Genomic DNA, 24,902 nt, shown 5'->3' on the forward strand with positions numbered 1-24,902 from the left:
AAGATTGATCAAATAAACTAAATCCTTTAGCTAATTTTTACGTCGATATCGTATTCCGCATAGAGCGCTTTGATTTTTTCCAGATCTTGTTGTAGATCGGATGGATAAATTTTCCCTAAAATACCACCTTGTTTGGTACGGGCATTAGCATACATCAAAATGATTGGCACATTGGCTGCTTTGGCAATATGCCAAAACCCCGTACGAATTGCTTTGCGTTCTTCACCATCTTTGGCGCGTGTTGCTTCAGGCGCAATCACCAGATTAAAGCTGGCATTTTGGTTAAATAGTTCAACCATTTGCGTCACGATATCTTTATTGGCTTTGCGATCAACAGGGATGCCTCCCAAGCGTTCCAAAATCGGTTTTAATGGTCCTTTAAATAATTCTTTTTTGATTAAGGTATGAATTTTTAACTCTAAAATTTCGAATAAAGCGAGGGAGAGGATGGTATCTAAGTTGGAGGTATGCTCGAAGCCGATAATGACTTGTTTCTTTTCTAAAATGGCTGGATCAACTTTGTATTCCCAACCTGTTGCTTTAAAAATAGATTTTCCTAAAAATTTTTTCATGTTTATCATCATAGGCTTTGAGTCGCAGCAGTGTAATACGACTTTTCAGGAAAATACATATCTGAAAATACCAGATCAAAATAAATTTAGATGTCTTATTAATGATCAAAATAGTGCAATATGATCTTTACTCAAGCTGTAAAGATCATATAGAATCAGCGCAGTTTATGATTTTTAACATTATTTTAGTAATTTGATAAAATCATCTGCTTGTAATTTAAGTTAAATTTTACTAAGATCAGGCAGCATTCATCATATACACAATATGATTCAAGTTTAGGGCCTATAGCTCAGTTGGTTAGAGCAGCGGACTCATAATCCGTTGGTCCCGTGTTCAAGTCACGGTGGGCCCACCATATAAAACAACCACTTAGGTGTACTAATCCTAAGTGGTTTTTTAATATCTAAATTTATGTCAGCATGATGTAAGAAATATTCATCAAGAATCAAGCGTATTGCATGTTGAATATAAAGTTTAAGAATATTATTAAGTCAACCCCCCCCTAAATCTAGAACGAAACCCATTTCATATAATCATTACGCTTTAGATACTTTTTTATTTTGTTTATTTCGACTTTATTTGCTAAATTACACTTTTTGATTTAATAGATTATTCAAGTGAATAATATCTTAGCTTTCACCATGATGTTATGTTTATTCGGGTGTGAGAGTTTTGATAGTCATAAGAGCAATGACTCTAATATTATAAACAATCTAGATCATCACTTAACCGAAAATGCTGATCAAAATCATGAGTATAATTCACTGAATAGCGATTCTTCGGTTCAGAATAAAGAGATGAATATTAATAAGGAAAAATTAATCGAGTCGTGTAAAAAGTTAATTATCTCAAATGTATTAAAGAACAATACAATTAGCTTCAATAAGAATATAGGAAGCAATTACTACATAAATAAAAATACTGGAGACGTTTATTTATATTTAGAGTTTTGTGCTGAAAATGAGGCGGGGAATGCACAAGAATTTAAAGGAAAATGTATATTTTTTATAGATGGACAAACGCAGATTACGATATCTGAATGAATAGCTGCGCATTGACGGAGAGAAGGATTCATTGGGGCTCTTTTGGGGGTGCAGAATTCATTTCATGTCGGATGGTGCTAACAGTCTCGTAAATCACTTTACGTAATCTATTGACGGCACCTAAGGGTCTATGTGCGGGTAAGGAGTGCCAAGGTGTAAATGAAAGATTTTCACAAAATGCATTTTGTTCAGGTGTATCAAAAACCTGTTGAGGAATATGAATTGTTGCAACTTGAAAAAAGGGGCTTGAGACTCTTTCCATTCCGTCATCGAGTCTTCAATGTGCATTTTATTGGATGTACGCGGTTGGATCAGAAACACCATACATGCATCATCTTTTGCTAAACTATTTCGAAGCGCTACTCTTAAAAAATCATGAGTTGGGTTGTTTGGTCGGGTTGTTAAGTTTTGAGTGCAAGGCTTTGCTGAGTATTTAACAGCTTGGCGGTCGTTACCCAGTCCTAATTGATAAGGTGTCATTGACCAATAACGGGCTTGTAGTGGATTGGCAATTTTTGAGTTACTTGCTTTAAACGCATTCATCGTCCCTTGAAAGCCGAGAGCAAAAGGGATTCGTAATTTTTTGAGCGTACTTTCGCTATTTACATTTTCGATAAAAGATAAATATCGATGAGCTTCATTCACAAAAAATACAGGGTAGTTGATCATAATAAAATCTTGCGTCATCGCTTGATCATCGTTTTCCATGATCTTTTTCCCAGGTACGCCGAGAATTTTTATCGCCATACCTCGTGCATCTTTCTTATCGTCTGCTTGCGTGGCATCTCTCGAAGCATTGGAAAAACGAATCCATGCGGAATATGTTTTATCAGGTATAAAAATGCCTTGAGCTAAATTTGTTGGTAATGATTTTGAAACATGGAATTCTGCCCGGACGCAGCCATGAGCTTTGGGGTGCGCATCTCGTTGTGCATGACCTAATGCGTATTGTTGGCGGATAGATTGCCCAATAGATTCAGATATTTGTTGAGCAAATTGTTTTTCATTAGGTTGAAGCTTTTCACCTAAAACAGTGTCTATCACTGGATATGGGATGTTCTTTGTTGTGGCTAGAATTGCTGGTTTTTGCTGATCGTAAGCACAGCCACTCATATTTAGTAAGAGTGGGCTAAGTAGGAGCAACACATTAAAGCGTGACTTAAGATTTCGCATTTATTTGCTCCTTCACTTTACTGATTTAATGAATAACCAGAGTCAGCATGGGATGATGGCCTATGATTAGTTATCTAATTGATATTATCCTAAAATCATTCGATGCGTTTTCCAAAATGGGCTATTTAACCATCTCTGCTCTTGTTGATATAGCGCAGATCGACGGCTTTCATAGGTTTTAATAATTTGATTGACTTCAGTAGAATACTGATGGGTGATTTGTTTATTCTGTTCAAATTGTACAATCGTTTCGGCAGCTTTCATGGCTGTATAAATTGCATTAAATAAACCTTGTCCTGCAATGGGATCAAAGGCCAATAATGCATCACCACATGCAATCCAACCTTCACCAAAACTCTGTTTTAACCAGCTACTACGTGCATCATGGCAAAACACATTCTTTCCAAAGGTGATATTGGTAAAGAGCTCAGTTATTGTTGTATTTTTTCGAATAATTTCGTCCCAATGGACTGGGGCATTGTGCAATTTCGCGGCTATCTTAGGCGTAGTATGATAACCAATCACCCAATTTTGTGCTGAAATCTTACCTGCATAGCACCAGCCATGCTGATTTGCAGAGATGATGGTTTTATTAAGTAAACTGTTTTTTTCGGGGATAAAGGTACGATAGAGTGCAACTAAGGGCATACCGCGGTGGCGCTGGATTCCCAAGAGATGAATGATTTTAGCACTGCGACCAGTTGCATCAACGACCCATTTTGTAGCGATGGATTCACCCGTTTCTAATGTGATGTTCCAGATATTTTGATCTCTTTTTAAATTTAAAATGTGACTATAGATCTTTTGAATACCTTCGATATCAGCATGCTGGGTTAAAAGTGCATCGAATTTTTGCCGATCAATACGGAGTCCACAACCATAAGGGTCATATAAGGCATCCGTGACTAGTGCTGAGTCACTGCCCCAAAAAGACATATTCCCAGCTACGCGAGATGAGTTGTTCTGGTGAGTAGACTGAGTATTTAGTAAAGAATCAGTGACGGATTGTAGGCCAAGCTTATTTAATAATCGGATTGCCGATCCAGGCAAGGTTTCACCAAATTTATGTATTGTATGATTCGGGCTATCGATAATCATGACTGATAACCCTGCACATGCAAGCTGTCTAACTATGATGATGCCAGCAGGTCCTTGACCTGCTACACATACATCTACGGTGAATTTATTCATACTAGCGCTTCTGTACACGTACAGAGCGGAATGCTAATAACTGTTCATGACTTGACCAGCCTGCTTTTTCCAGATTGGTTAGTGGTTCAATCTTACTTGTTAATAAATGGGTTGCGTGTTCCGCCGCAGTTTTTAATTGGCCCGCAATTAAAGTTTCTACATAGAGATATTCAGGAATATCAGGGTCATCTTGTAAGCCTGCACGAACTTCAACAATACCCAACTCATTAAAACGTTCAATCATTCGATGCATGACTTCAGCCGTATTGGCATCTTGGATTGCTCTTAACCAACTTTGTCTTTGATTAAAAGCGGCAATACGTTCTTCTCGAGGAAGCGTAGTGTTGATCACTTTCTGGTAATCTTGTTCAGTCAAAACGTGGTTTGGAACACGTGCAGCCCAGAATGTTGGAAGATAGGGATCAAAATCTGGATCATAGCCAGAACGACAGAATGCTGTATCGCCTTGCCATGGAATTGCCATCCAACGTGTGATACTGCCTGCTCGCTGTGCATATAAGGGACCATCAACTTGCTGAACTTTGACTGGTGTCATGGTGGCACCATAGTCTGGTTCGGGATCTTTATCATCACGTAAGCGGATTCTAAACGGCGAACTGTACATACTGGCATGACGCATTGGCCAAGTCATCTCACAGCCTGGATGGAAAGTATCAGCCAGACAATAGTGCAAGGCTGCTTGATCTAAGCTGCGTGGTTGATCAGACAGTGGAACTTGATCTAGAGATGACGGTGCTTCAATTTTTTCATTAGACCAGTCGTCAACAAAATTACCTTCAGCCCAACGACGGAGCAGTCCTTCCTGTAGCCCCGTCATGGTCAGCATATTTCCGGTTCCATTTTCTGAAAAACTACCAAACGCATCTCCGTAAATCCAAGGCCAGATATGTGGCCACTGTACAGGTTCAGCCACTATTGGCTTTGATGGTCTGAAACTATGGAAGATAGCACGGCGTAATTCAGTGTAGGGATCTGCTCCTGTTTTATCTTTGGGTTGATATGAAAGCTTAGCAAGCAATATTGGATTGTTAAAATCCATTGGGCAGCCTTTACCAAAGTATGCAGCAAAACCTTTATTGACCCATTGTAAACCGCCTAAACGTTTTAAAAGTGGCCATATATCTTTGGTAAATGATGGCTTTTCAGGCATGACCATCCAACCTGAATTGACATAGACATCACACATCAAATCGTACATGGTACGCCAACTTACCACATCTGGTGCATAGTTCGGCGGAGCGACCACCACCCAAGCGGATTCAACTGGGATTGCCAGACCATGAATCGAAACGGTTGCAGTCACTGGACCATCTGAGGTGTCATCATACCAGTCATCCGCATTATTAAAACTAGGTGGATGATCTGGATCATAGACAGCAGCATGGGTTGGTGATGCGGATTGACCATGTCCACCCAAAAAGATGAGACGACCATTTTCATCGGTTTGAATTTCCCCTAAAGGAACGGTAACAGGCTGTTCGGCAGCAGCCTGAAAGGTACCTGTATCAAAACGATATGCTGCACCACCTGCAACATTACGACCCCGAATAGTGCGTGGTCCAGGATCAATAGCAAGTTTGTGGCGCTGTGGGGATTTAACTTTCTCGTTACGCAGCTTAAATGCATTATCTGCTGCATTTACGGCTTCTGGAATATCAAGCGCATACTGGAACTGATACCATTCAGCTTTGCGATTGGCGACATGAACGGTCCAGATAATATCAGCATTGTCTGGATTAAGCTCTCGAACCACTTCTCCAGCAGCATTGTAACCATAGATACGAAAACGGGCAGCTTGCCGCTTAATCGCACCTGTCTTATCTCGATAATAATTCGGTTGTTGAGTTAGGTCCGCAGGTGCATCTACCACTTCAGGGCCAATAAAAAATTCATTTTCGCTATTGCCCACACGTGCAATTCCAATTGCTGGATGAATAGCGGCTCGAACAATCGTGCTATCAATACATGCAGCAGGTGAAATAATAGGGCGGGGTGTATCAGGCTCTCCTAGAGGTACGCCGTTTACATTACGTCTTAATTCAGCCGAAGCTGCGTATACCACACGTCGCGCCTCTGCAATTGAACCTACGGGAGTATGTTCTGCAGTGACACGCCAAATATTCATGGATAAATTTTCACCATACTGGGCTTGCCCACGTGCAGCAATATCTTGAATAGGAATCACAATATCAGCGACATGAATTGGCGGGCTTAGATCTTCTGGCCAGACCACGGTCGCTTCATCAAGTGGCATCCGCTCAGGGTCTGTTCTAAGCTGAACCATAAAACGAAAACGAGCTGCTGAGGTTTTTAATCTCGAAATGAGATCATTGGCCAAATAAGATGGATCATTGGGTGAGTGGATGGGCGGATCAAGATAAAAGTCTGGTTCTAATTTGTATTTCACATATTCATTTTGACCGAATTGAAAGGGTAAACCGCTCCAATACGGGGAAGATAAAACACTGGCAACGGGTTTTGCCATCGCATCCAGCAAGTCAGAAGTTTTTGGGTGCGCTTTTAGATAAGGATCATAATCACCGTCGACTACACCAGCTTTGGTAAATTCACACATATCTTTTGCAGTATCGACAAAAAAAGCATCAAAATTCTGCAGGAGGAAATCGAAGGTGCTTGCATCAGGATTCCCCAGTATTTTTGCCCCCTCTACATCAAAGAGTTTGATCCCAATACCAAGCGTAGATTTAAAGTCTGTATTTGTGGGTGTGGTATCTGATGAAAAGCGAATCCAAGTAGGATAACGTTTACCTAAATTGGAAAATAATCCAACACGTAACTTTTCAGGTAAATCACTGCGAATAATGAACTCAGCCGCGGCGATCCCATGTGGTTTCAGAAATACAGGGCGCATAGCAGGGCATTGGCCTTTGCCGATTCTTCCAGCTTGTACCATATCTACAAACATGGCTTTTAGCGAAGCAATTGGGTCCAGCGAGCAATCTACACAAGCAGTATTGTTTGTCGAATCGGATTTTAAATGATCCATTATTTGTCCTTATTATTTTAAAGTGTTTTTATTTTCATCAACTAAGAAATTATAGAAAATATTTTTCCTGGTCAATATGTGTTCACCAGAATGTATGAAATAATTAAGTGTGCTATTTTTATTAAACTGTTTTTTAAATTTTACTTATAGGTTGTTTTTTATTCAAGAGATAAAATTAAATAAGTTGTATTGATGTTAATTAAAACTAAACTATAGTTTAGTTTGTTTAGTATTATGATGGAATCAAAATTCAGATAAAATGTGTGAACTAATCTAGTTTAATGTTAATTAGTTCACATCTTTCCATATATTCTATTAACTAGTAGTAACTTGCAATAAGCACGGCATTCTTTTGATCTGGAAACTGCTCAAAGCTAATCTCAGTCATCATATTCTTTTGGGGTGAAGGACTTAAATCATTCAAGGAAATCGATTGAGTTTCAACCTTTTGGCGTAACGTGTTCAATTGCTGACATTCATTGGTTTGAAGCTGTTGCGAGCATGTATCCTCTACAATACTTCCATTCAACTGGATTGTGCTGGCAGCATAACTGACCGAAGCAAATGCCATTAATGATAAAAGTAGGGCAGATTTATAGATATTTTTATACATGATTATTGCCTTTTATAAATGTATTAAGTATTAATTAACATGACTTTTATTATTAAGGCAATATTAAAATTAAATATTATTAAAATAGTTATTTAAAGTGTGATGCATTTAGGGTTTTATTTTAAAATTGATAATTAATATATTTATTTAAATTTGTTAATTACATCACACATTTTTATTTTAATGAGAAATTAAAAAACTGATTGTTTTGGTATGTATTATCTACTTGCTATCTTCTATTTTAAAATTCAAATACGGAACTTAGGTCTAAAATTACAATAGGAAATTATTCGATTTCTATTTTTTAGATAAGAAAGCCTAATCGTGTGATTAGGCTTTTGACTTTATACAATACAGGTTAAATGACATTACCACAGATGTCTGTTGTGCCTTGAGGGTAGCTGAATTGCAGAGCGTTGCGGTCAGTGATTAGCTCAGATGAAAACTCTAGTCCTGCAAGTTTGTCTGAGAATGCACCATCTTTATCCGAACCAATCCAGCTACGAATATCAAAACCAATATTTTTCAATGGGGCAGGAAGTGTCCCTTGGTATCCCTGATCAACTCCATTGACAATAAAACCGACCTGTTTGGTATTTTGGTTGATATAAACACCTAATCGATGATATTTGCTTTGATAGTCGGTCATTTTACTGTAGTAATAAGCAACTGAAGTATACTCAGTCTCATCGCTATTTGGGTAACCAAACATAAATAATACGGATGGTGGGTTTTCACCAAAGTCAGGGTCAGCAGTACCTGCCATGTAACTATATCCTGATCTTACAACATATCCATTTTCTGTTATTCCATTAAAATTAATATCTGAGATATAAGATGAACCTGGTTCTCCATAATAGCCGCCGCTAAGTGGAGCAGCGGGAATATCGAGCTGCATTTCCAGTGCAAGAATTCCTGTTTTTGGTAAGTTAAAATCTCCTAAACCATCTTGCAAGTGTGGAAAGTAAGGAGAATCTTTTGCTGAATAAAACCTTGTTTTACTGGTAGCTAAGTATTGTAAGTAATTAAAAGTACCGTATTCAGGATCGCTATTTGAAGAATAAGGAGGGGCAACAGTTAAGCTAAACTTTTGTCCATTGATTGTAGGAAATAAATTGACTAGATAGTCTGAATTCTGATTGTTCCATAAAGCATCATAATCTTGCTGTGTTGCATCGAAGTTATATTGGCATGTTTGTGCTTGGCTAGAACTACGTAAGCTAAAGTTGCTGGATGTGGTAGTTGTTGATTGAGTATTGGCATTATTTTGTGAACTATTCTGATTGTCACCACAGCCGAGCAAGGCTAGGCTAAGTGCAAATATACTCAGTTTTTTCATTTGATTGTTCCTCTGGTGTGTTGTTTGCGGTTTATTATCGAAATTAAGAAAGGCGTCTTTTTAATAAATAAATTTTAAAAAATAATAGTTTAGGTGTATTCTGTTTTAAATTTTATAAAAAAAAGACCTCTCGTTTGGGAAGAGGTCTTATAAAAAGTTTAATCGTATTGAATGGTCACAGTTGCCATTGCGCGGACTTTACCCGCAGTGACATTGGTTGCGGTTTGATAATAGCGAGCAGTGAGTGGAACATTATATTGAACTGTTTGATTTGATTTCACAGTTCCTAGTTCTAACTTATTACCTAGACCAATCACTTGATTTTTATTTTGGTAATTCCATACAAGCTGTACACCAACACCATTTGCTTTAGTCGAATTGGGTTCAAGATTCTTTAAGACTTGAGTGTTATTACCTTCTTGTTGATAGTCAAAGGTTAGACTGATGAGGTTTTTTTCTTCATAGCCTGTTGGATTTTCGCCACCATTACAAAGAATATTGAGTTCAAAAGATTGTTCGCCCTGAGTTGAACCAACACCTTTAAAGCCTGACTTCATCACTGTTGGAAGCTGTACTGCTTTATTAATATCACCTCTCCATTCACATGACGAAGAAGCAATCGTAATCGCGTTACCGTAAACGGTACTGGTTACGAAGGGGCGATCGCTTCTGTTTCCAGCATAATAGGTACTATAAACACCTGGAACTAATGTTCCTGAGCCTGTATTTTCTGCTGTTTTCACAATCTCAACAACAAAATAGCCTTCGGCAAGGCTAATACGAGTACTTGGTACTGGTCGAGTGTAAGGATAATACCCTGAAAAATTCGTTGCATTAAATGCTTCTCGGTAAAGACGAATTCCAATTCCAGGGATATTGGTTGAATAGATATTATCGCCAAGTGGACTAATTGCATAGTTTTGTAATAATCGTGCGACCATCATATCACTACGATTACAACTATATGTCGTATTGTCCTTTGGGCGAATCTCAAAAAGAGATTTAACCAAGACTTTACCAACAGGGTCACTTGGTCGAACCACGACACGCCCAACTTGCATAGAGACATCAATAGTGGTGAAGCCTGAGCTCGTTGAACAAGCTGCTTGAGCTGCTGTATTAACACCAAAGCCTGCCGCAATTAAAGCACTGCTTAAAAGTAATTTTTTCATTTGCATACGGCCTCAGTCATGATCATGCTTTGCTGATCGTTAGAAATTTGTGCTGTAACATCATAACTGAAGTGGCACTGTTCATTGGCTTCTTCACCCCATTTTACATACAAATCACCTTTTGGCTCTTGTGTACGTAAATACACCATACTGCCTTGCGCAACAATACCAACTGATTCATCTTTAGTATTAAATACTTGTGCTGCGAATGGTAAGCTTTCACCTGCGGCTGTTTTGGTGTTGATGTAAATGGCATAGCCTTTCTTGGTTGAGAAATCAACTTTAGCAATCGCGCCAGCAAAAGGAGCAATACGTTGGCTGGTTTCTTCCAATTCAACATTGGTCGACATTTCTTGTGGGTCAAGTGTGATGTCATTTAAACGGTATGGTGTTACATAAGGGATCACAGCATAACCAGATTTATTTACACTGAGCCCAACGGTATTGTTAACTTTGGCACCGGCAGCATCTGGTGCATAGACCAGTACCATGGTTTGACCTTGTTCAGGACCAAACAAGATGCCTTTATCATGTGCAACAATACTGCCGCTGACACTAAGCATCGCTTGCTGATATGAATCGGCAACGCTATAAGAGCCGCCCACAGTTGCAAAGTTAGTACGATAACGGCTGTTAACGTTGAAGCTTGGATTCTGTCTATCTTGATGAGATACCGATGCACCGTAGTTGAAACGATCACCGACCATACCACTCATACCGACAGTACGACTGTCTTGAGAAGCAGTTGCATTAATATTGGCAGAACTCTTTCTGAAATTAATTGGGAAAGAGAGAGTCATCAAATATTCAGTATCGCGAGTCTGGTTGTTTGATCCATATTCGATCTGACGATTAGTCGCAGAAAGGCCATAGGTTAAACCTTGATAGTTATTACTATAACCGACTTGGTATTGACGACTGGTTTCGTTACGGTTCCAGTAATCATTCCAAGAACCAACCATGTAAATATTACCCCAACCCTCAGGTAAGCCTTGGTTTAGTGTAATTTGGAATTCACTACGCTGCTTACCGACGGCAAAGGTATTTACACCTTTATCTTCAAGGTCACGAATGAGCAGGGCATCACGCAACTTATAATAATTCTCTGTCGAATAGCGATACGCTGCCAAGGTTAAGTTGGTATTTGTCGGCGAAATAAGTTTGCTATAACTGAGACGGAAACTTTGTCCTGATTGAGACCCTTGCTTGTCAAAATCAGTATTGGATTGGGTAATATCAAAAGACACTGCGCCAATAGGCGTTGCAACTGCCGCACCTAATAGTAAAGCACTATAGTCTTCTGCTAATTGAAAGCCTGTATAACCAGTCAAATAGTTATTCAGACCACGTTGATATTTACCCTGTGTTACCCAAGGCGTTAGATCAATATCACGGTCACGGAATTCACCGGCTGTAACTGAGTAACGGCTCAGTCCAGGACGTAGCATTTGTACTACCGAAGCATAAGGAACAGCAAGTTTTTGAATTTCGCCATTTGATTCAATAATCGAAACTTCAAGTTCACCACCAAAACCAGTAGGGTAGAGGTCATTAATTTCAAAACTACCCGGCGCTACCGTGGTTTGATAAATTAACTGACCTTGTTGGCGAACCTCAACTTTAGCGTTGGTTTTTGCATTACCACGAATACGCGGTGCGTAACCCAGCATACTATTTGGTAGCATGCGGTCATCGCTAGAAAAATCCAAACCACGGTAGCCAAATGAGTCAAATAACTCACCATTGGTAAAACTATCACCTAAGGTCAAGACCCCACGATACTGCGGGAAAGCACGTTGTAAATAGGTGCTTGTCGATTCGTAGTTCGATTTTTTGTTGTTGTTTGAATCGAGTTCGCTTTGGGCGCCATCTTGCCATTGCCATTGGCCGTTGTGACGAAGTTGCCAACCCGCAATGTTTGCACCTGCTGTGATTGCCATAAAGGCATTGGTTGTTTCTTTATTTTCGTTTAAACGGTTAAATGTTTTATAGGCACTACCGCTATAAGATAAGAATCCAGCATTAACACCGCGATCCCAGATACTTGGGTCAACATAGCCTTGTGCATTTTTTTGCAATGCAATTTGTGGAATCGAAATATCAACACGCAAACGTGAAGTATCGAAATCATAATAAGCGTTTTCGATCCACTCTTCGATTTTGTAACATGCATTTGGCGCATTTGACTCGGTACGGTTCACAAGAACTTCTTGTTTTACGCCGTATTCAAGTAATGAGCTTGAGGTGAAGCAGGTGAAGGCATTTTTATTTTGTTCCGCCGAACGGAACATCATTCTTCTTTTACCAAACCAGTTCCCATTGATATAAACGTCAACGTTATATTCACCTGGTAAAACAGGGTTGCCATATTTAAAACGAGAAATATCTACTTTTTGTGCATCACCGATTAAGAAAACAGAGTCAAATTCTGCTTCCATTGGTGGGGCTTGTTCTGCTGTCTGTTCTACTGCATAAACAGCCATAGGCATCGTCACTGTGATCACCCCAGAAGTAAGGTAATAACATATACGACGCTTCAAGAATTTAGCTGTTGCATTTTTCTTTGACATAATCCGTTCGCCTATTCAATGATAGGTACAAAATCATTTATTGATTTGAAATAAAGTTGTTTGTTATTGAAGCTTGATCTGGTGTTCGATACGACCACCGTAATCGTTGATGCTTACATAGCTCAACTTCTCAGTACTACCTGTTTTCAATTGGATTTTGTCCTCTGAAAAAGGTGACAGCATTAGACCTTTAGGCAGTAGGTCAACTGGCTTTCCTGCATTTTGTTGATAAACCGCAGTCATGGTGACGTGAAACGGCGTTGGATTTTTTACAATAAGCGTTTGTCCACTTTTAACCCATTGCAATTTTTCACCAGCGAGATTGGCATCATTTTTAATGCTTGCTGGACGATAGAAAAATTTAATGCGTGAACGGATAGCAAGCTGTAAAAAATTATCAGGCGCAGCGTCTTTGCTATTTGCTGTTGGTCTTGGCGGAATATCCAAAACGTTCAGCCAAAAAACAGTTTCTTGTTTTTGATCTAACTGAGCTGCATTGGGTAATGCAGTAATACGAAGAGATTGGCTCTTCGTTGGATCTACACGCGAAATCGGCGGGGTAATCATGAATGGAACTTTAGACTGGTCGGGTGTGCTTTTAGCATCACCTTCATCAATCCATGCCTGAACCAAAGAGGGTTTAGAACCATTGTTACTCACTTGCAAAGTTACTTCACGAGCATCAGATGGATAAATAACGCGAGTACCATGCAAGATAATTTCTGCATGTGTTTGACTTGCGATTAATGCCGATGACATCGTTAAACCAAGCAAAAAATTGTAACCGTTCAGTGCCATTTAAATTTACTCTATGATTGCGTGAAGTTTACAACTGCGAATTTCTAGTGACCTAGAAATTCGCATAGTTTATCAATAGATTATTGATAAATAATAGTGTACTGAACTGAAGTGTTTACTTCACCAGCAGTAGAAGCACCAGTTGCATAGTATTCAGCATAGTAGTTAAGGTCAGCAGTACCGCCTTCTACAACGTCAACCCATTGAGAGTTCGCTTGAGCACCATTGCTACCAGCAGCAAGAACTGGGATTACTTGGTTGTTGTTACCTAATAATTGAACATCAACGTTTTTAGCACCACCAGCGTTTTGGTTAAGTAAACGGCCAGTATTGAAATCAACAGTAGCACCTGGTTCGAAGTAAGTTGCAACTTTACCTTCTGAACAGTTACCTAAGTTAATTTGGAATGGTGTACGACCAGCAACATCACCTGCATTAGCAAGAGTTTGTTTAGAAACAGTTGGAAGCGTTACAGTAAAGTCTTTACCAGCTGGAGTCACGATGTCACAAGTTTTGTCTGTTACTAGACCATTAATTGTAATCGTTCCGTCAGCAGCTTGAGCGTTAGCGATACCTACAACTGAAAGAGCAGCGATCAAAGCAAGTTTTTTCATAATAATTTCTCGAACACATCGGCTAAAAGTTTGAATTAAAATTACTTCTCAGTTGAATATTTGCGCTGAACAAGTAATGTGCGAAATATATATCAGTAGGTATTGAAATTGCAAACTGCATCACACTTTTGTTATGGTTTTTGATCTAAATTTCCGATCATAAATAAGTTATTGATATGAGGAACTTTTATTTTTGATAAAACTTATTTTACCAGTCGGTTTGTTTAATATTGCTTAAGACTGATTGTTTTTTCCTTTTATAAAAAATAGGCTTTTTGGTTGTTTTTTGATCAAAAATGCACAAATTCTATATTTTTATGTGATTTGCTTAACAAAATAGAAAAAATAATTTAGATGAATAATCAAGTTTTTAGAGCGTTTATTAGCCATCTTAACAAAAAGCTCAACGTTCTTTTAAGAATCTTTTAAGGTTCAATCCTTACTTTTTTAGTCATGATTAGATGAAAAAAACACCGTAAAGGAGCTTTCAATGAACATGCTTTATACCCACAAACCGAACTATTATTTCTTTGCACACAAGTTTGTTTTATTCCTAGAGAGTTATTTAAAAAGCCATCCTACGGAGCTGCAGACAAGCTTTAATTTGCAAACGATCTATGATTTATTCAGTCATGATCGTGCCTCAAGTACCACCAATCTAGAAGGTATTTTAAATATCGCAGATGAATATGTACTTGAAACGGATGAGGGCCAGCAGTCATTGATTCAGTCTTATCACGTACATTTAGACAATCATGTATTAACCTTGGAGTTTAATCTAAAGGCTGTAGCAAGCTTAAAAGCAGGTCAAGTGATCGTTAGTCCGCAAGCAGCTTAAGCATTTAAATATTTTCAGAGTTTATGCACTTAGTAAGTAATGTCCTTTATTAAGTGTTTTTTTAACAGGCTGCGTTAATGTCATTGATCCGTTATGATGGACTGATCAGTTGAAAATATACATAGCACTATGGATAAGGACTTTAAGTCAGAAACCTATACGGTAGATGAACGTATCACTGACACCATTCTATGGTTAATGCAGCATCAAGACATTTTTGATTCGTTTCATTTTGATGTACATAGCCAAGAATTGTCAGTCACACATGCAGCAGGGGTTGATATCATCCGTGTTGGAATGTTTTTAAATGCCAAGTATGGCATTTTGGTGACATCAATTTAATCATATCTAAAAAAGCCTTGTCAGATGACAAGGCTTTTTTTGTTTATGCACTCATGGCATCGACAGAGAGTTCTGCAACCGACGGTTTTGGTTTTTCTGCAGTCAATCCTAATTTGGCAAATAAGACCTGATCCTTACCTTCACCTGCATTTGGCGTCGTAAGTAATTTTTCACCAGAGAAGAGTGAATTTGCACCCGCCATAAAGGCAAGCGCTTGGTCTGAGTCACTTAAAGACTCGCGACCAGCTGAAAGACGAATATAACTATGAGGCATAATGATACGTGCGACTGCAATCGTGCGAATCCATTCAGTCACATCTAATTTTTCAACATTTGCCAAAGGTGTTCCTTCGATTGGAACCAGCATGTTAATCGGTACTGATTCTGGATGCACAGGCATAGTCGCAAGTTCATGTAATAAGCCGATGCGGTCATTACGACTTTCACCTAATCCCACAATACCGCCGCTGCATACTTTCATGCCCGCTTGGCGAACATGATCTAAAGTATCAAGACGGTCATCGAAAGTACGAGTGCTGATGATATGTGAATAGTATTCACGAGATGTATCAAGGTTATGGTTGTAATAGTCTAAACCTGCATCTTTTAAACGTTCAGCTTGAGATTGGTTTAACATCCCTAAAGTCATACAAGTTTCTAGACCGAGTGCTTTTACTTCACGCACCATTTCTAATACATAAGGCATATCACGTTCATGCGGGTTACGCCAAGCAGCGCCCATACAGAAACGTGATGAACCAGATTCTTTTGCTGCAAGTGCTTCACGAATAACTTTATCAACGGCTATACGCTTTTCTGCTTCTAACTTAGAGTCGTAACGAGCAGATTGTGAACAATACTTACAATCTTCAGGACATTTACCTGTTTTGATTGAAAGTAATGTGCTGACCTGAATCGAATTCGCTTGGAAGTGCTGACGGTGAACGCCTTGTGCTTCAAATACTAAGTCTAGAAAAGGTTGGTCATATAAAGCTTGGATTTCATCACGAGTCCAGTCATTACGTAAAGTCATTGTTATATCCATGATGATTGATTACAGACATTGAGATTCATCATACAGAAATCGTGCCAAAGCCAAAGGGCAAAAAACATCATTTTTCTATTCAGTGTACTTTTATTTGCTGCAATTGCTGTTGAATTGCCCAATCAATATGTACATTGACGATCTCGTCGTGCCGTGTTTTTGCATCTTGCAATTGCGTCACGATCTCAGGCGAGTATGGAGCATTTCCTAGACCGATTGCAATATTGCGCTTAAAGGATTGGTAGCCTGTACGGCGGATTGGACTGCCTTCGGTATTGGCGAGAAATGTTGCCTCATCCCATTGCCAAATCTCTAGTAAGCTGATGTCATCTAGGTTATGTCTTGGGTCAAAGTCTGGAATTGAAGCCTTTTTAGCAAAGCTATTCCAAGGGCAAATCAACTGACAATCATCACAGCCAAAGATGCGGTTGCCGATACCTGAACGTAACTCTTCAGGAATGATGCCTTTATATTCAATGGTTAAGTATGCAATACACTTTCTGGCATCTAACATATAAGGTTCAACAATTGCCTGTGTGGGGCAAATGTCGATACAGGCTGTACATGACCCACAATGCGCGCTAGCAGGCTGATCAAAGGGCAGATCAAGAGAGGTGAACAGTTCACCTAAAACGAAAAAAGAACCTGATTTTTTATGAATCAATAAGGTGTGTTTACCCGTCCACCCCATACCCGCACTTTCAGCCAAGGATTTTTCAAAGATTGGGGCTGAATCAGCAAAAGGGCGTGATTCAAAATCGCCCACTTTTTCTTTAATACGAGTCGCTAAAGTCTTTAAGCGTCCACGCATGACTTTATGATAGTCACGACCACGTGCATAGCGCGCAATAATGGCCGAGTTGGGTTCAAATGGTACATAACGGGGCTTCGGTGATGCCACAAGATAGTTCATACGCACACAAATAATGCTTTTTGTGCCAGGAACGAGCAAGGTTGGATCAGCGCGTTTTTCCAAGTTTTCTTCTAAATAGTGCATATCTGCATGATAACCACGTTCTAAATATTCCTTAAAACGTGGCATTTGATCTTGAGCATCTGGTTTGGCAATGACACAATCAGCAAAGCCCAAGTCTAAAGCCTGTGCTTTGATCCAGTCTTTTAATGCTTGCGGGTCAAGTTGTTGTAACTTGATTTTATCAGGCATTTTCTGTGACTGTGTTTGAGATGGTGTGCTTGAAGCCATAAAACGAGAATAAGGAAAAAAACATGCAAGCTGTAGTTTACCATAGCCAAAGTATCCAAGCATGGGAGCAGCGTTGGTTTGCTCAGCAAAATTCATCTTTAGGGCTCATGCAGCAAGCGGCTTGGACAATTACACAACAGTTAATGCAACAATTTCAGCAAAATAAAATTCAAAAGATCGCAGTTTGGTGTGGGCCGGGCAATAATGCTGGCGATGGCTATTATATTGCTGCATTTCTAAAGCAACTGGGGGTTAACATCACTGTTTATGCGACTGAACTCGGTCAATCAGTAGATTTAAAACAAGCAGCTGATTATGCACAGTCTCATCAAGTCGATATTCAAAGCATTGATTATTTATTGTCAGAAAACGCAATTCAGCAAAAAATTCCCACTTTTGACTGTCATATTGATGCTTTATTTGGCATTGGCCTCAACCGAACACTAGACCTAAAATGGCAAGAAATTATTCAGCTGTATAATGCGCAAACAGGCTTAAAAGTTTCAATCGATATTCCGAGTGGCTTACAGGCCAACACAGGACAAGCTTTGCCGTGTGCAGTACAAGCCGATCAAACCTTTACCATTCTGGGCTATAAAGCAGGTTTGTTTACGGGTCAAGCTAAGCAATATGTGGGAAAACTACATTTGCTGAGTTTGATTCCTGTTGACCCAGAGTTAAACCCACTTGCCTATCTGTCACCCGAAAAAATCGTATTACCCAAGCGTCAAGCTTTTGGACACAAAGGCAGTTATGGGCATGTATTGGTTGTAGGTGGACATGCCGATATGGGAGGTGCAGTCATTATGGCTGCTGAAGCTGCGTTTCATGCAGGTGCAGGCAAAGTCAGTGTGATCTGTCATGCTAAACATCATCAGGCCATTTTGGCACGTTCACCAAATATTATGGTGCGAGACATTAATGCTTTAGATCAACAAACCATTCAACAGCTATTAACACAGGTGGATGCAGTCTGTTTTGGGATGGGCTTAGGTCGAGATGAATGGGCAGAGCAGATATATTTGCAATGGTTTGATTTACTCAAGCAAAACTCTCATTTAGAGGTTGTACTTGATGCCGATGGCTTGTGGTTTCTGGCCAAGCATCCGCAACAATTAAACCAGCATCTCTATGCAACGCCACATTCAGGTGAGGCTGCAACACTCTTGGGGTGTACTGCTGCGGATATAGAACACGACCGTATCGCTGCAATTTATCAGTTACAAAAAAAATATGCTGGACGGTGGGTGTTAAAAGGCGCAGGTAGTTTAATTTTAGAAGAGCAATTATTTATCTGTACACAAGGTAATGCGGGCATGGGTACTGGTGGAATGGGCGATGTGCTGGCAGGCATGATTGCCAGTTTAAAAGCCCAATTCCATCAACAGATTGCTTTGCATGAGATCGTCAGCCTGCATGCGCAGGCAGGTGATCTGTTGGCTGAGAAGGGGATGAGAGGATTACAAGCCCATGACATGGGAAGAATGATTTATCATGTGGTGAATCAATAATTTTTATTGATGGTGGTGAGGGGGAGTTAGGTTTTTTAACTAGATTGCTTTTAGATTAATCCCATAAATGCTGATAATAGCTTGTAAATAATCTCAAACCTTCCTCGATTTGTTTTTCAGCCTCTGTACTATGATTTCCTGCCAAGACCAACTCAAAAGCAAGAATCATTTTATTTAGATAGTCCAACCAGATGGAATTTAGCTCATCATCACTGAAATCTTGAGGATACTTTGAGTCTACAACCCATGTAGGTAGAGATATATTGTCTTTTTTAATAATTAATTTTCTATATGATCGTAATATAGGAAGAATTTTGTGGGCAATTTCTTTTTTAGAGTCAGCATAATAAGAAATGGGGACAAAGCCGTACCCTTTAATCAAACTTTCCAACTTTTCTTTAAAGTCTATACATGGCTTGATGATTTTATCTAATAGATTACTTTTAATCATATTGGTTTCTTATTTATTTATAGGTTTGTTCATAATTTAACGACGTCTCGTACTGGCACGGCTACGCCCACGAGCCATACCCCCTAAAGCATTAAGTACTGCCATTTTGCTCATACTACCAGAAGCATGGGCGTGACAAATTGCAGCAGCAAGCGCATCGGCAGCATCGGCCTGTGGCTTAATGGTCAAATTGAGTAGACGCATCACCATCATTTGCACTTGTTCTTTATCTGCAGCGCCGTAACCGACAACAGACTGTTTAATTTGGCGAGCAGTGTATTCTGCAACCTGTAAATCCAGATTGACTAATGCGGCAATTGCCGCCCCGCGTGCTTGACCAAGCTTTAAAGCAGAGTCAGGGTTTTGCGCCATGAAGACTTGTTCGACCGCTGCTTCTGTTGGTCCATGAAATTTAACAATTCGCTCAACACCTGCAAAAATACGTTTTAAGCGTTCAGGCATACCTTGTGTTTCAGTACGAATGGTTCCTGCATCAACAAACCGCAGCTTATTGCCATCTTTTTCGATAATTCCATAACCTGTTAAGCGTGAACCAGGGTCAATACCAATAATTAATGACATGAAGCACTATAAAAATAAAAGATTGCCAATATTGTTACATAATGGACTTTTTACTGCATAGCTTTTTTGTAGTATTTTGAATTATAAGAAAATAGTTGATTTATTGAACGATTCATTAAATCACACTTAAAAAAATTAAAATTGAAGCATGATCTGAGTGCAATCTATAGGAGTAAGGAAAAGTCGTAAAAATGATCGATTTGTACTTAATTTAGGCATTAAGAAGGAAATTATGTGATTTTTCTAAAAAAAATTTGCATTGTGGGGGAGATGGGCGTATAAAGCATCTCATTGATCAGATGTGATGATCAAATGTTGATGCGGGATGGAGCAGTCTGGTAGCTCGTCGGGCTCATAACCCGAAGGTCGTTGGTTCAAATCCAGCTCCCGCTACCAATTTAAAAGTTAATTGAATATTAGCTCTGTGATTATTGAATTGCTGTCTACTTAAGAAGTTAGACAGTAAAAAGTTAGCTGAAATAACCCTAAAGAAAGCTAAAAATTATTAGATTCTAGAATTGTAGTTATCCTCTCTCAATTAATCTAGCGTTATAGTAAATCCAAATCGATCACTTGAGCTCAGGAATGAGTGATTTTGTGTTGAAAATTATTAATGAATGGCGTGTAGCCAAAGCCATAAATGGCAATGAGATTTGTGTGCAAATCATCCCTTTAAAGCGTCAGCAAAACACGTTGAACGGCTTTAAATGGGTGGAAGTAGGAAAGAAAGTACTGTTGGAATCGGGTCAGGAAATTGACTTTAATCTAGACGGGAAAAGTTTCTATACCGATGTTAATCAACTTTATCGATTGACATAAATGGTTTACATACTTGTAGTATCTATTTAATACAGATAGATTGTATTAAATCATAATGTAAAAGTTATGGTTTAATTCATAAATGAACAAAGTTTAAAAGGTTTAAAGGTATGTCTGATACAGTTACTGGTACTGTTAAGTGGTTCAACGAAACTAAAGGTTTTGGTTTTATTCAAGCTGACTCTGGCGAAGACGTTTTTGCTCATTTCAGCGAAATCCAAAGCAAGGGCTTCAAAGTATTGAATGAAGGCCAACGCGTTTCGTTTGTTCTTGGTCAAGGTAAAAAAGGACCACAAGCAACTCTAATTACTGTTATCTAATTACTTTAGACCAGTGAAAAAAAAGCTCACACTCTGTGGGCTTTTTTTGTACCTTAAAAAATGCTCATGAATGATGGATATTTGTGAGCATATGGAAATGAAATAATATGTTAAAAATTTATATAAAAAGCAGAATTTTGAATGTTAAATAAAATGAAGTTTTTTAACTATATGAATATTAAAATAAAAAAAATATTAATCTTTACTCGGTTTTGCAGAAATGCCTGCTTAAAAACATCATTTAAGCCAGCTGTAAAAGATAGAGATTGCGTGAAAAATGTAAAGTCGTGTATAGTAAAACTGACTAGAAGAATAACACTGTTGATTCAGAAAATCTTTGATCTCGTAGTTTTAGACAAACCTTTCGTTTTATCAGATTTCCTTTCAAAGTTTATGATTCCAAGTTGCTCGCTGCCAAGCGCCCCAATTTTTTAAATATAGGTTTAAGTATATGTCTGATACAGTTACTGGTACTGTTAAGTGGTTTAACGAAACTAAAGGTTTTGGCTTTATTCATGCAGATTCTGGACAAGATGTTTTTGCTCATTTCAGTGAAATTCAAAGCTCTGGCTTCAAAGTTCTAAAAGAAGGTCAACGCGTTTCATTTATTTTAGGTGAAGGCAAGAAAGGACCTCAAGCAACCCAAATTACTGTGATCCAATAATCTTAGATCAGTAAATAAAAAAAGCTCACGATTGATGGGCTTTTTTTATGGCAATCTTTTGAGCATACGTTCCTTTACATAATTCGGTTTATTTTTAAATTTTTTAAATAAACTGTCACTTTTTGTCATAAATTAACCATCTGGTTGAAAAATTGCACTAGTCAGATATACGACTTTTTGCTAATTTATTCTTGTTAATTTATTAGGCAAATTAACAAGTGTGGTACATTTAATGAGCGTTAAAGTTATGGAAAACTTGGAGCCGTATGCTCAAGGGTTTGAGCAAGAAGTTCATGTACATTGTAAAAGATCTTTAGGGACGTTGTTATTCAGCTTTGTCGTCTTGATTGCAACCAGCCTATAAGAAAGAAAAGCACCTTCGGGTGCTTTTTTAATGCTCACTCCTCAGTTTTATTTCGACTTTGGTGTATTTCATTGTTGGCTAGATTTATAAAACAATAAATAGAAAGATTTAGGTAAATAACCTATCAAAAATATTGAAAGATTCTGGTTTTATTGCTCATTTTTTTTGCGATAAACTATAGCAATTAATCAGTAAGAAATTGTTTTAGGTGAATTTCAAATGTATAGCGGTATAAACAAGCCAGCGCATTTAGATGATGTTGTTTTTAAAGAAAGTAAAGCATATAAAAATTCGAATGAGTGGAGCTGGGTAAATCCGAAACATGGTCAGTTTGATCATCCTGCAAACTATTATGAAAGTTCCTTAGCGGATTGGCATTGTTTTGATGCGCTTAATTCGGATCAAACCTGTGATGTCGTTGTGATCGGTGGCGGATTATTGGGTGCTTCAGCGGCATTGCATTTGGCTGAACAAGGTGTGGATACCATTTTGGTTGAAAAGAACCGAATTGGTTCGGCCGCTTCAGGCCGAAATGGAGGGCAGCTTACGCCTGGCTTAGCCCGTTGGGAAGCCGAGGAGATGATTAAGCGCTTTAGCTATGAAGATGCTAAAAAACTTTGGCATTTTACGTCGACAGAAGCGATGTCTTTAATTGATCATATCGCAGAAAAATATGCTGTTAACTTAGCACGTAAACGTGGACATATTACCGCTGCTGTACATGAAGGACATTTGATTGCTTTGACTCAAGGTGCAGATGCTCGGAAGTATTTGGGCGAAGATCATACACAGGTTGTTGGTGAATACGAACTTAAGGCTTTAATCAAATCTGATCTTTATAAGGGTGGCTTGGTTGATGACTTAGGTGGCCATATTCATCCACTGGCACTTAACCGCGCCTTAGTACACGGCTTCTGCCAGAATGGCGGGCAGGTGTTTGAACAAACGGAAGTGTTATCAATCACTGAGCAAGCTGATGGTGTTTATGTACAGACAGCATCGGGGGTAATAAAAGCACGTAAAAGTGTAGTCATTGCAGTACATCATAATGCATTTAGACTACTTCCAGAGAAGAAGCAAACAGCCATCCCATTTCATACCTACATTGCCGTTACTGCACCTTTACAACTGCCATTAATAGATTTGTTGCCACAAGATCATCCTGTTTATGACACGCAATTACAGATTGATTATTATCGTGGAGTCTCCAAAAACCGTTTGCTGTTCGGTGGGCAAGGAACAGGTACAAGTTGGTCTGCTGCTAAGATGAATCAATACTTGCTTGGGCGTATTCACAAAGTTTTCCCTCAACTGGAGACTGTTGAGATGGATTTCTGTTGGAGTGGGGTCAGTGATTTGACCATGAATGGCGCGACAGATAACCGTAAGTTTGGAAATAAGTATCCAATTTATGCAGTACATGGTTGGAGTGGGCATGGTGTGGCGCAAACGGTACGAATTGGAAAAGCAATTGCAGACGATTTTTCTGGTGCAAATGCAGATTATGCAATGCTCACCAAAATTCAGCACAGCGATATCTTATTTGGTCGTTTATTGGCTCCGCTAGCGATCCCAATGTCTAAAGGGTGGTATGGTGTAACAGGGATGCTGAATCCTGGAAAAATGATATCGTTCTAATCTGCGTTCTTATTTGGAAAAAATGTCTCTTCAATGTGAGACATTTTTTCTAGTCTCTAATGAAAAAGTTGTATAAAGCATGGCCTGATCGAAAGCTACGACAACTGACTGATTAGGCTTTATTTTATTCTATATATGAATAAATATAATATGTTAGGCTAAATAAAAAGGATGAAGTCCATGGATGTTATACAAGTTAAAGATTTTTCAGCGGCGACGGGGTACACGCAGGCCATTATGGAAATGGATGAGTGGATCCATACTCGACCTTATTTTTATCTCATCAAAGAGCATTACTTGGTCGATGAGGCGATTCGATTGGAGTTTATTATTATTCAATAATCATGATGAGTATTTTAAAGGGAGATTCGGTTTTGGATTATTATGCAAAAGTAGATGCATTCTGGGGGAGTGTGAATATTGCTGATGAAAATAAACTCACTTATTTGATAGAAATGTTTGAGCGTGGCGTTCAGCAAAGTGATACCGATATGCTTGAGTTTGTGGCTGATTTGGCATTTAAGATAGAAAATCAAGAGATCAAGGTTTCAGTTTTAAATCATTTGTTATTGTTAGATGGGCATTACCAGCATCAAATGATAACAAAAGAGCTGCAAGATATTGCCCATCCATCAAGTGTGGCTAGTATTGCAAAGGTTCTTGAGCAGGGTTTTAAGCGGTTTGAATATACGGCTTCTGATGATGGGGTCATCACAAAATGGTTTAGTCATGCCTTGGCAGATATTGGCACTGAAGAAGCGATCGCTTTAATAAGGCAGCATGCACAAAGCGAAAATGAAGAAATAGCTCAGGAGATGAAATACCGCTTAAGGCGGATAACAGATAAACAATATGGTAGTTTGATAAACAAACCGAAAATGAATGTATTTAAGAGATTTGTGAGTACTTTTAAAAAATTATAAATTAGAGTGTATCGGTTTGCTTCCTGTTTCAAATCATAGACATAATAATCTAAACTATTTTGTTATCTTTGCTTTTTTACTTTATCA

At 38.7% G+C, this 24,902-nt stretch carries 24 protein-coding genes, 2 tRNA genes and 1 pseudogene; 13 read left to right on the forward strand and 14 right to left on the reverse strand.

The features are described 5' to 3' along the window. Nucleotides 1-26 precede the first annotated feature (26 nt). Complete coding sequence (locus V6E90_RS12645) at nucleotides 27-572, reverse strand: 1-acyl-sn-glycerol-3-phosphate acyltransferase (RefSeq protein WP_016543291.1); 546 nt, start codon at nucleotides 570-572, stop codon at nucleotides 27-29. Nucleotides 573-851: 279 nt separating this feature from the next. Here V6E90_RS12645 and V6E90_RS12650 point away from each other — a divergent pair. Together V6E90_RS12650 and V6E90_RS12655 are read left to right on the forward strand one after the other, a co-directional pair. Continuing rightward, nucleotides 852-928, forward strand: a tRNA-Ile gene (locus V6E90_RS12650). 286 nt (nucleotides 929-1,214) lie between these two features. Continuing rightward, nucleotides 1,215-1,616: a hypothetical protein gene (locus tag V6E90_RS12655; RefSeq protein WP_332605594.1), complete on the forward strand. Its 402-nt coding sequence runs from the start codon at nucleotides 1,215-1,217 to the stop codon at nucleotides 1,614-1,616. A 28-nt stretch (nucleotides 1,617-1,644) separates the two neighbouring features. Here V6E90_RS12655 and V6E90_RS12660 read toward each other — a convergent pair. From V6E90_RS12660 to V6E90_RS12700, 9 genes and pseudogenes are all read right to left on the reverse strand, one after another. Further along, nucleotides 1,645-2,729 (reverse strand): annotated as a pseudogene (locus V6E90_RS12660) (catalase family protein). Nucleotides 2,730-2,873: 144 nt separating this feature from the next. Continuing rightward, nucleotides 2,874-3,980 carry a tryptophan 7-halogenase gene (locus V6E90_RS12665; protein WP_332605517.1) on the reverse strand — a complete coding sequence of 369 codons (1,107 nt, stop codon included), beginning with the start codon at nucleotides 3,978-3,980 and terminating at the stop codon, nucleotides 2,874-2,876. Between the two features lies 1 nt (nucleotide 3,981). Beyond that, entirely contained in the window at nucleotides 3,982-7,008 is a 3,027-nt protein-coding gene (locus tag V6E90_RS12670) for a LodA/GoxA family CTQ-dependent oxidase (RefSeq protein ID WP_332605518.1), read from the reverse strand. A gap of 319 nt (nucleotides 7,009-7,327) precedes the next feature. After that, complete coding sequence (locus V6E90_RS12675) at nucleotides 7,328-7,621, reverse strand: type 1 fimbrial protein (protein WP_332605519.1); 294 nt, start codon at nucleotides 7,619-7,621, stop codon at nucleotides 7,328-7,330. Between the two features lie 358 nt (nucleotides 7,622-7,979). After that, a complete protein-coding gene (locus V6E90_RS12680; protein ID WP_332605520.1) occupies nucleotides 7,980-8,960 on the reverse strand; it encodes a DUF4882 family protein in 981 nt (326 codons plus the stop codon). A gap of 158 nt (nucleotides 8,961-9,118) precedes the next feature. Next, nucleotides 9,119-10,132, reverse strand: a complete 1,014-nt coding sequence (locus V6E90_RS12685; RefSeq protein WP_332605521.1) for a fimbrial protein — start codon at nucleotides 10,130-10,132, stop codon at nucleotides 9,119-9,121. After that, nucleotides 10,129-12,702 carry a fimbria/pilus outer membrane usher protein gene (locus tag V6E90_RS12690; RefSeq protein WP_442881258.1) on the reverse strand — a complete coding sequence of 858 codons (2,574 nt, stop codon included), beginning with the start codon at nucleotides 12,700-12,702 and terminating at the stop codon, nucleotides 10,129-10,131. The genes V6E90_RS12685 and V6E90_RS12690 overlap by 4 nt, the downstream gene beginning before the upstream one ends. Before the next feature lie 63 nt (nucleotides 12,703-12,765). Beyond that, complete coding sequence (locus V6E90_RS12695; RefSeq protein WP_332605522.1) at nucleotides 12,766-13,500, reverse strand: fimbrial biogenesis chaperone; 735 nt, start codon at nucleotides 13,498-13,500, stop codon at nucleotides 12,766-12,768. Nucleotides 13,501-13,580: 80 nt separating this feature from the next. Continuing rightward, the gene (locus V6E90_RS12700) at nucleotides 13,581-14,114 is read right to left on the reverse strand and encodes a fimbrial protein (RefSeq protein ID WP_004653088.1); all 534 of its coding nucleotides are present in this window, start codon (nucleotides 14,112-14,114) and stop codon (nucleotides 13,581-13,583) included. Between the two features lie 490 nt (nucleotides 14,115-14,604). Here V6E90_RS12700 and V6E90_RS12705 point away from each other — a divergent pair, with 490 nt between their 5' ends. Then, nucleotides 14,605-14,952: a hypothetical protein gene (locus V6E90_RS12705; protein WP_332605523.1), complete on the forward strand. Its 348-nt coding sequence runs from the start codon at nucleotides 14,605-14,607 to the stop codon at nucleotides 14,950-14,952. A 129-nt stretch (nucleotides 14,953-15,081) separates the two neighbouring features. Continuing rightward, on the forward strand, nucleotides 15,082-15,294 hold the full coding sequence (locus tag V6E90_RS12710; RefSeq protein WP_016540435.1) for a hypothetical protein: 213 nt from the start codon (nucleotides 15,082-15,084) through the stop codon (nucleotides 15,292-15,294). 43 nt (nucleotides 15,295-15,337) lie between these two features. Here the strand turns inward: V6E90_RS12710 and bioB are convergent, their stop codons facing one another. Both bioB and queG read right to left on the reverse strand, forming a co-directional pair. Then, nucleotides 15,338-16,327, reverse strand: coding sequence for a biotin synthase BioB (bioB, locus tag V6E90_RS12715; RefSeq protein WP_065342773.1), 990 nt, complete (start codon nucleotides 16,325-16,327; stop codon nucleotides 15,338-15,340). Nucleotides 16,328-16,418: 91 nt separating this feature from the next. Then, the gene (gene queG / locus V6E90_RS12720) at nucleotides 16,419-17,543 is read right to left on the reverse strand and encodes a tRNA epoxyqueuosine(34) reductase QueG (RefSeq protein WP_332605596.1); all 1,125 of its coding nucleotides are present in this window, start codon (nucleotides 17,541-17,543) and stop codon (nucleotides 16,419-16,421) included. Nucleotides 17,544-17,566: 23 nt separating this feature from the next. On the opposite strand from queG, the gene V6E90_RS12725 reads away from it, so the two are divergent. After that, the gene (locus V6E90_RS12725) at nucleotides 17,567-19,054 is read left to right on the forward strand and encodes an NAD(P)H-hydrate dehydratase (RefSeq protein WP_332605525.1); all 1,488 of its coding nucleotides are present in this window, start codon (nucleotides 17,567-17,569) and stop codon (nucleotides 19,052-19,054) included. Nucleotides 19,055-19,109: 55 nt separating this feature from the next. Here the strand turns inward: V6E90_RS12725 and V6E90_RS12730 are convergent, their stop codons facing one another. Together V6E90_RS12730 and ruvC are read right to left on the reverse strand one after the other, a co-directional pair. Next, entirely contained in the window at nucleotides 19,110-19,505 is a 396-nt protein-coding gene (locus tag V6E90_RS12730; protein WP_065342771.1) for a hypothetical protein, read from the reverse strand. A 36-nt stretch (nucleotides 19,506-19,541) separates the two neighbouring features. Continuing rightward, the gene (gene ruvC / locus V6E90_RS12735) at nucleotides 19,542-20,087 is read right to left on the reverse strand and encodes a crossover junction endodeoxyribonuclease RuvC (RefSeq protein ID WP_005241027.1); all 546 of its coding nucleotides are present in this window, start codon (nucleotides 20,085-20,087) and stop codon (nucleotides 19,542-19,544) included. 319 nt (nucleotides 20,088-20,406) lie between these two features. Here ruvC and V6E90_RS12740 point away from each other — a divergent pair. The 8 genes from V6E90_RS12740 to V6E90_RS12775 all read left to right on the forward strand — a co-directional run bounded on the left by V6E90_RS12740 (nucleotide 20,407) and on the right by V6E90_RS12775 (nucleotide 24,815). Further along, a tRNA-Met gene (locus V6E90_RS12740) sits at nucleotides 20,407-20,483 on the forward strand. A 189-nt stretch (nucleotides 20,484-20,672) separates the two neighbouring features. Then, nucleotides 20,673-20,906 carry a hypothetical protein gene (locus V6E90_RS12745; RefSeq protein WP_016540430.1) on the forward strand — a complete coding sequence of 78 codons (234 nt, stop codon included), beginning with the start codon at nucleotides 20,673-20,675 and terminating at the stop codon, nucleotides 20,904-20,906. Nucleotides 20,907-21,016: 110 nt separating this feature from the next. Next, a complete protein-coding gene (locus V6E90_RS12750) occupies nucleotides 21,017-21,226 on the forward strand; it encodes a cold-shock protein (protein ID WP_004653101.1) in 210 nt (69 codons plus the stop codon). Nucleotides 21,227-21,677: 451 nt separating this feature from the next. Next, nucleotides 21,678-21,890 (forward strand): cold-shock protein, encoded by a 213-nt coding sequence (locus V6E90_RS12755; protein ID WP_004653102.1) that lies wholly within the window; start codon nucleotides 21,678-21,680, stop codon nucleotides 21,888-21,890. A gap of 232 nt (nucleotides 21,891-22,122) precedes the next feature. Further along, nucleotides 22,123-22,254 carry a hypothetical protein gene (locus V6E90_RS12760; protein ID WP_262758204.1) on the forward strand — a complete coding sequence of 44 codons (132 nt, stop codon included), beginning with the start codon at nucleotides 22,123-22,125 and terminating at the stop codon, nucleotides 22,252-22,254. A gap of 219 nt (nucleotides 22,255-22,473) precedes the next feature. After that, the gene (locus V6E90_RS12765) at nucleotides 22,474-23,892 is read left to right on the forward strand and encodes an NAD(P)/FAD-dependent oxidoreductase (RefSeq protein WP_332605526.1); all 1,419 of its coding nucleotides are present in this window, start codon (nucleotides 22,474-22,476) and stop codon (nucleotides 23,890-23,892) included. A gap of 180 nt (nucleotides 23,893-24,072) precedes the next feature. Further along, complete coding sequence (locus V6E90_RS12770) at nucleotides 24,073-24,234, forward strand: hypothetical protein (RefSeq protein WP_262758201.1); 162 nt, start codon at nucleotides 24,073-24,075, stop codon at nucleotides 24,232-24,234. Between the two features lie 32 nt (nucleotides 24,235-24,266). Further along, nucleotides 24,267-24,815 carry a hypothetical protein gene (locus tag V6E90_RS12775; protein ID WP_332605527.1) on the forward strand — a complete coding sequence of 183 codons (549 nt, stop codon included), beginning with the start codon at nucleotides 24,267-24,269 and terminating at the stop codon, nucleotides 24,813-24,815. Nucleotides 24,816-24,902: the final 87 nt, after the last annotated feature.

The organism is Acinetobacter sp. ESBL14, assembly GCF_036668815.1.
Taxonomy (GTDB): Bacteria; Pseudomonadota; Gammaproteobacteria; order Pseudomonadales; family Moraxellaceae; genus Acinetobacter; species Acinetobacter gyllenbergii.

Coding starts and splice junctions, on each gene's coding strand:
- V6E90_RS12645 (WP_016543291.1), bottom strand. CDS start 572: ATGAAAAAATTTTTAGGAAAATCTATTTTTAAAGCAACAGGTTGGGAA.
- V6E90_RS12655 (WP_332605594.1), top strand. CDS start 1,215: ATGATGTTATGTTTATTCGGGTGTGAGAGTTTTGATAGTCATAAGAGC.
- V6E90_RS12665 (WP_332605517.1), bottom strand. CDS start 3,980: ATGAATAAATTCACCGTAGATGTATGTGTAGCAGGTCAAGGACCTGCT.
- V6E90_RS12670 (WP_332605518.1), bottom strand. CDS start 7,008: ATGGATCATTTAAAATCCGATTCGACAAACAATACTGCTTGTGTAGAT.
- V6E90_RS12675 (WP_332605519.1), bottom strand. CDS start 7,621: ATGTATAAAAATATCTATAAATCTGCCCTACTTTTATCATTAATGGCA.
- V6E90_RS12680 (WP_332605520.1), bottom strand. CDS start 8,960: ATGAAAAAACTGAGTATATTTGCACTTAGCCTAGCCTTGCTCGGCTGT.
- V6E90_RS12685 (WP_332605521.1), bottom strand. CDS start 10,132: ATGAAAAAATTACTTTTAAGCAGTGCTTTAATTGCGGCAGGCTTTGGT.
- V6E90_RS12690 (WP_442881258.1), bottom strand. CDS start 12,702: ATGTCAAAGAAAAATGCAACAGCTAAATTCTTGAAGCGTCGTATATGT.
- V6E90_RS12695 (WP_332605522.1), bottom strand. CDS start 13,500: ATGGCACTGAACGGTTACAATTTTTTGCTTGGTTTAACGATGTCATCG.
- V6E90_RS12700 (WP_004653088.1), bottom strand. CDS start 14,114: ATGAAAAAACTTGCTTTGATCGCTGCTCTTTCAGTTGTAGGTATCGCT.
- V6E90_RS12705 (WP_332605523.1), top strand. CDS start 14,605: ATGAACATGCTTTATACCCACAAACCGAACTATTATTTCTTTGCACAC.
- V6E90_RS12710 (WP_016540435.1), top strand. CDS start 15,082: ATGGATAAGGACTTTAAGTCAGAAACCTATACGGTAGATGAACGTATC.
- bioB (WP_065342773.1), bottom strand. CDS start 16,327: ATGACTTTACGTAATGACTGGACTCGTGATGAAATCCAAGCTTTATAT.
- queG (WP_332605596.1), bottom strand. CDS start 17,543: ATGGCTTCAAGCACACCATCTCAAACACAGTCACAGAAAATGCCTGAT.
- V6E90_RS12725 (WP_332605525.1), top strand. CDS start 17,567: ATGCAAGCTGTAGTTTACCATAGCCAAAGTATCCAAGCATGGGAGCAG.
- V6E90_RS12730 (WP_065342771.1), bottom strand. CDS start 19,505: ATGATTAAAAGTAATCTATTAGATAAAATCATCAAGCCATGTATAGAC.
- ruvC (WP_005241027.1), bottom strand. CDS start 20,087: ATGTCATTAATTATTGGTATTGACCCTGGTTCACGCTTAACAGGTTAT.
- V6E90_RS12745 (WP_016540430.1), top strand. CDS start 20,673: ATGAGTGATTTTGTGTTGAAAATTATTAATGAATGGCGTGTAGCCAAA.
- V6E90_RS12750 (WP_004653101.1), top strand. CDS start 21,017: ATGTCTGATACAGTTACTGGTACTGTTAAGTGGTTCAACGAAACTAAA.
- V6E90_RS12755 (WP_004653102.1), top strand. CDS start 21,678: ATGTCTGATACAGTTACTGGTACTGTTAAGTGGTTTAACGAAACTAAA.
- V6E90_RS12760 (WP_262758204.1), top strand. CDS start 22,123: ATGAGCGTTAAAGTTATGGAAAACTTGGAGCCGTATGCTCAAGGGTTT.
- V6E90_RS12765 (WP_332605526.1), top strand. CDS start 22,474: ATGTATAGCGGTATAAACAAGCCAGCGCATTTAGATGATGTTGTTTTT.
- V6E90_RS12770 (WP_262758201.1), top strand. CDS start 24,073: ATGGATGTTATACAAGTTAAAGATTTTTCAGCGGCGACGGGGTACACG.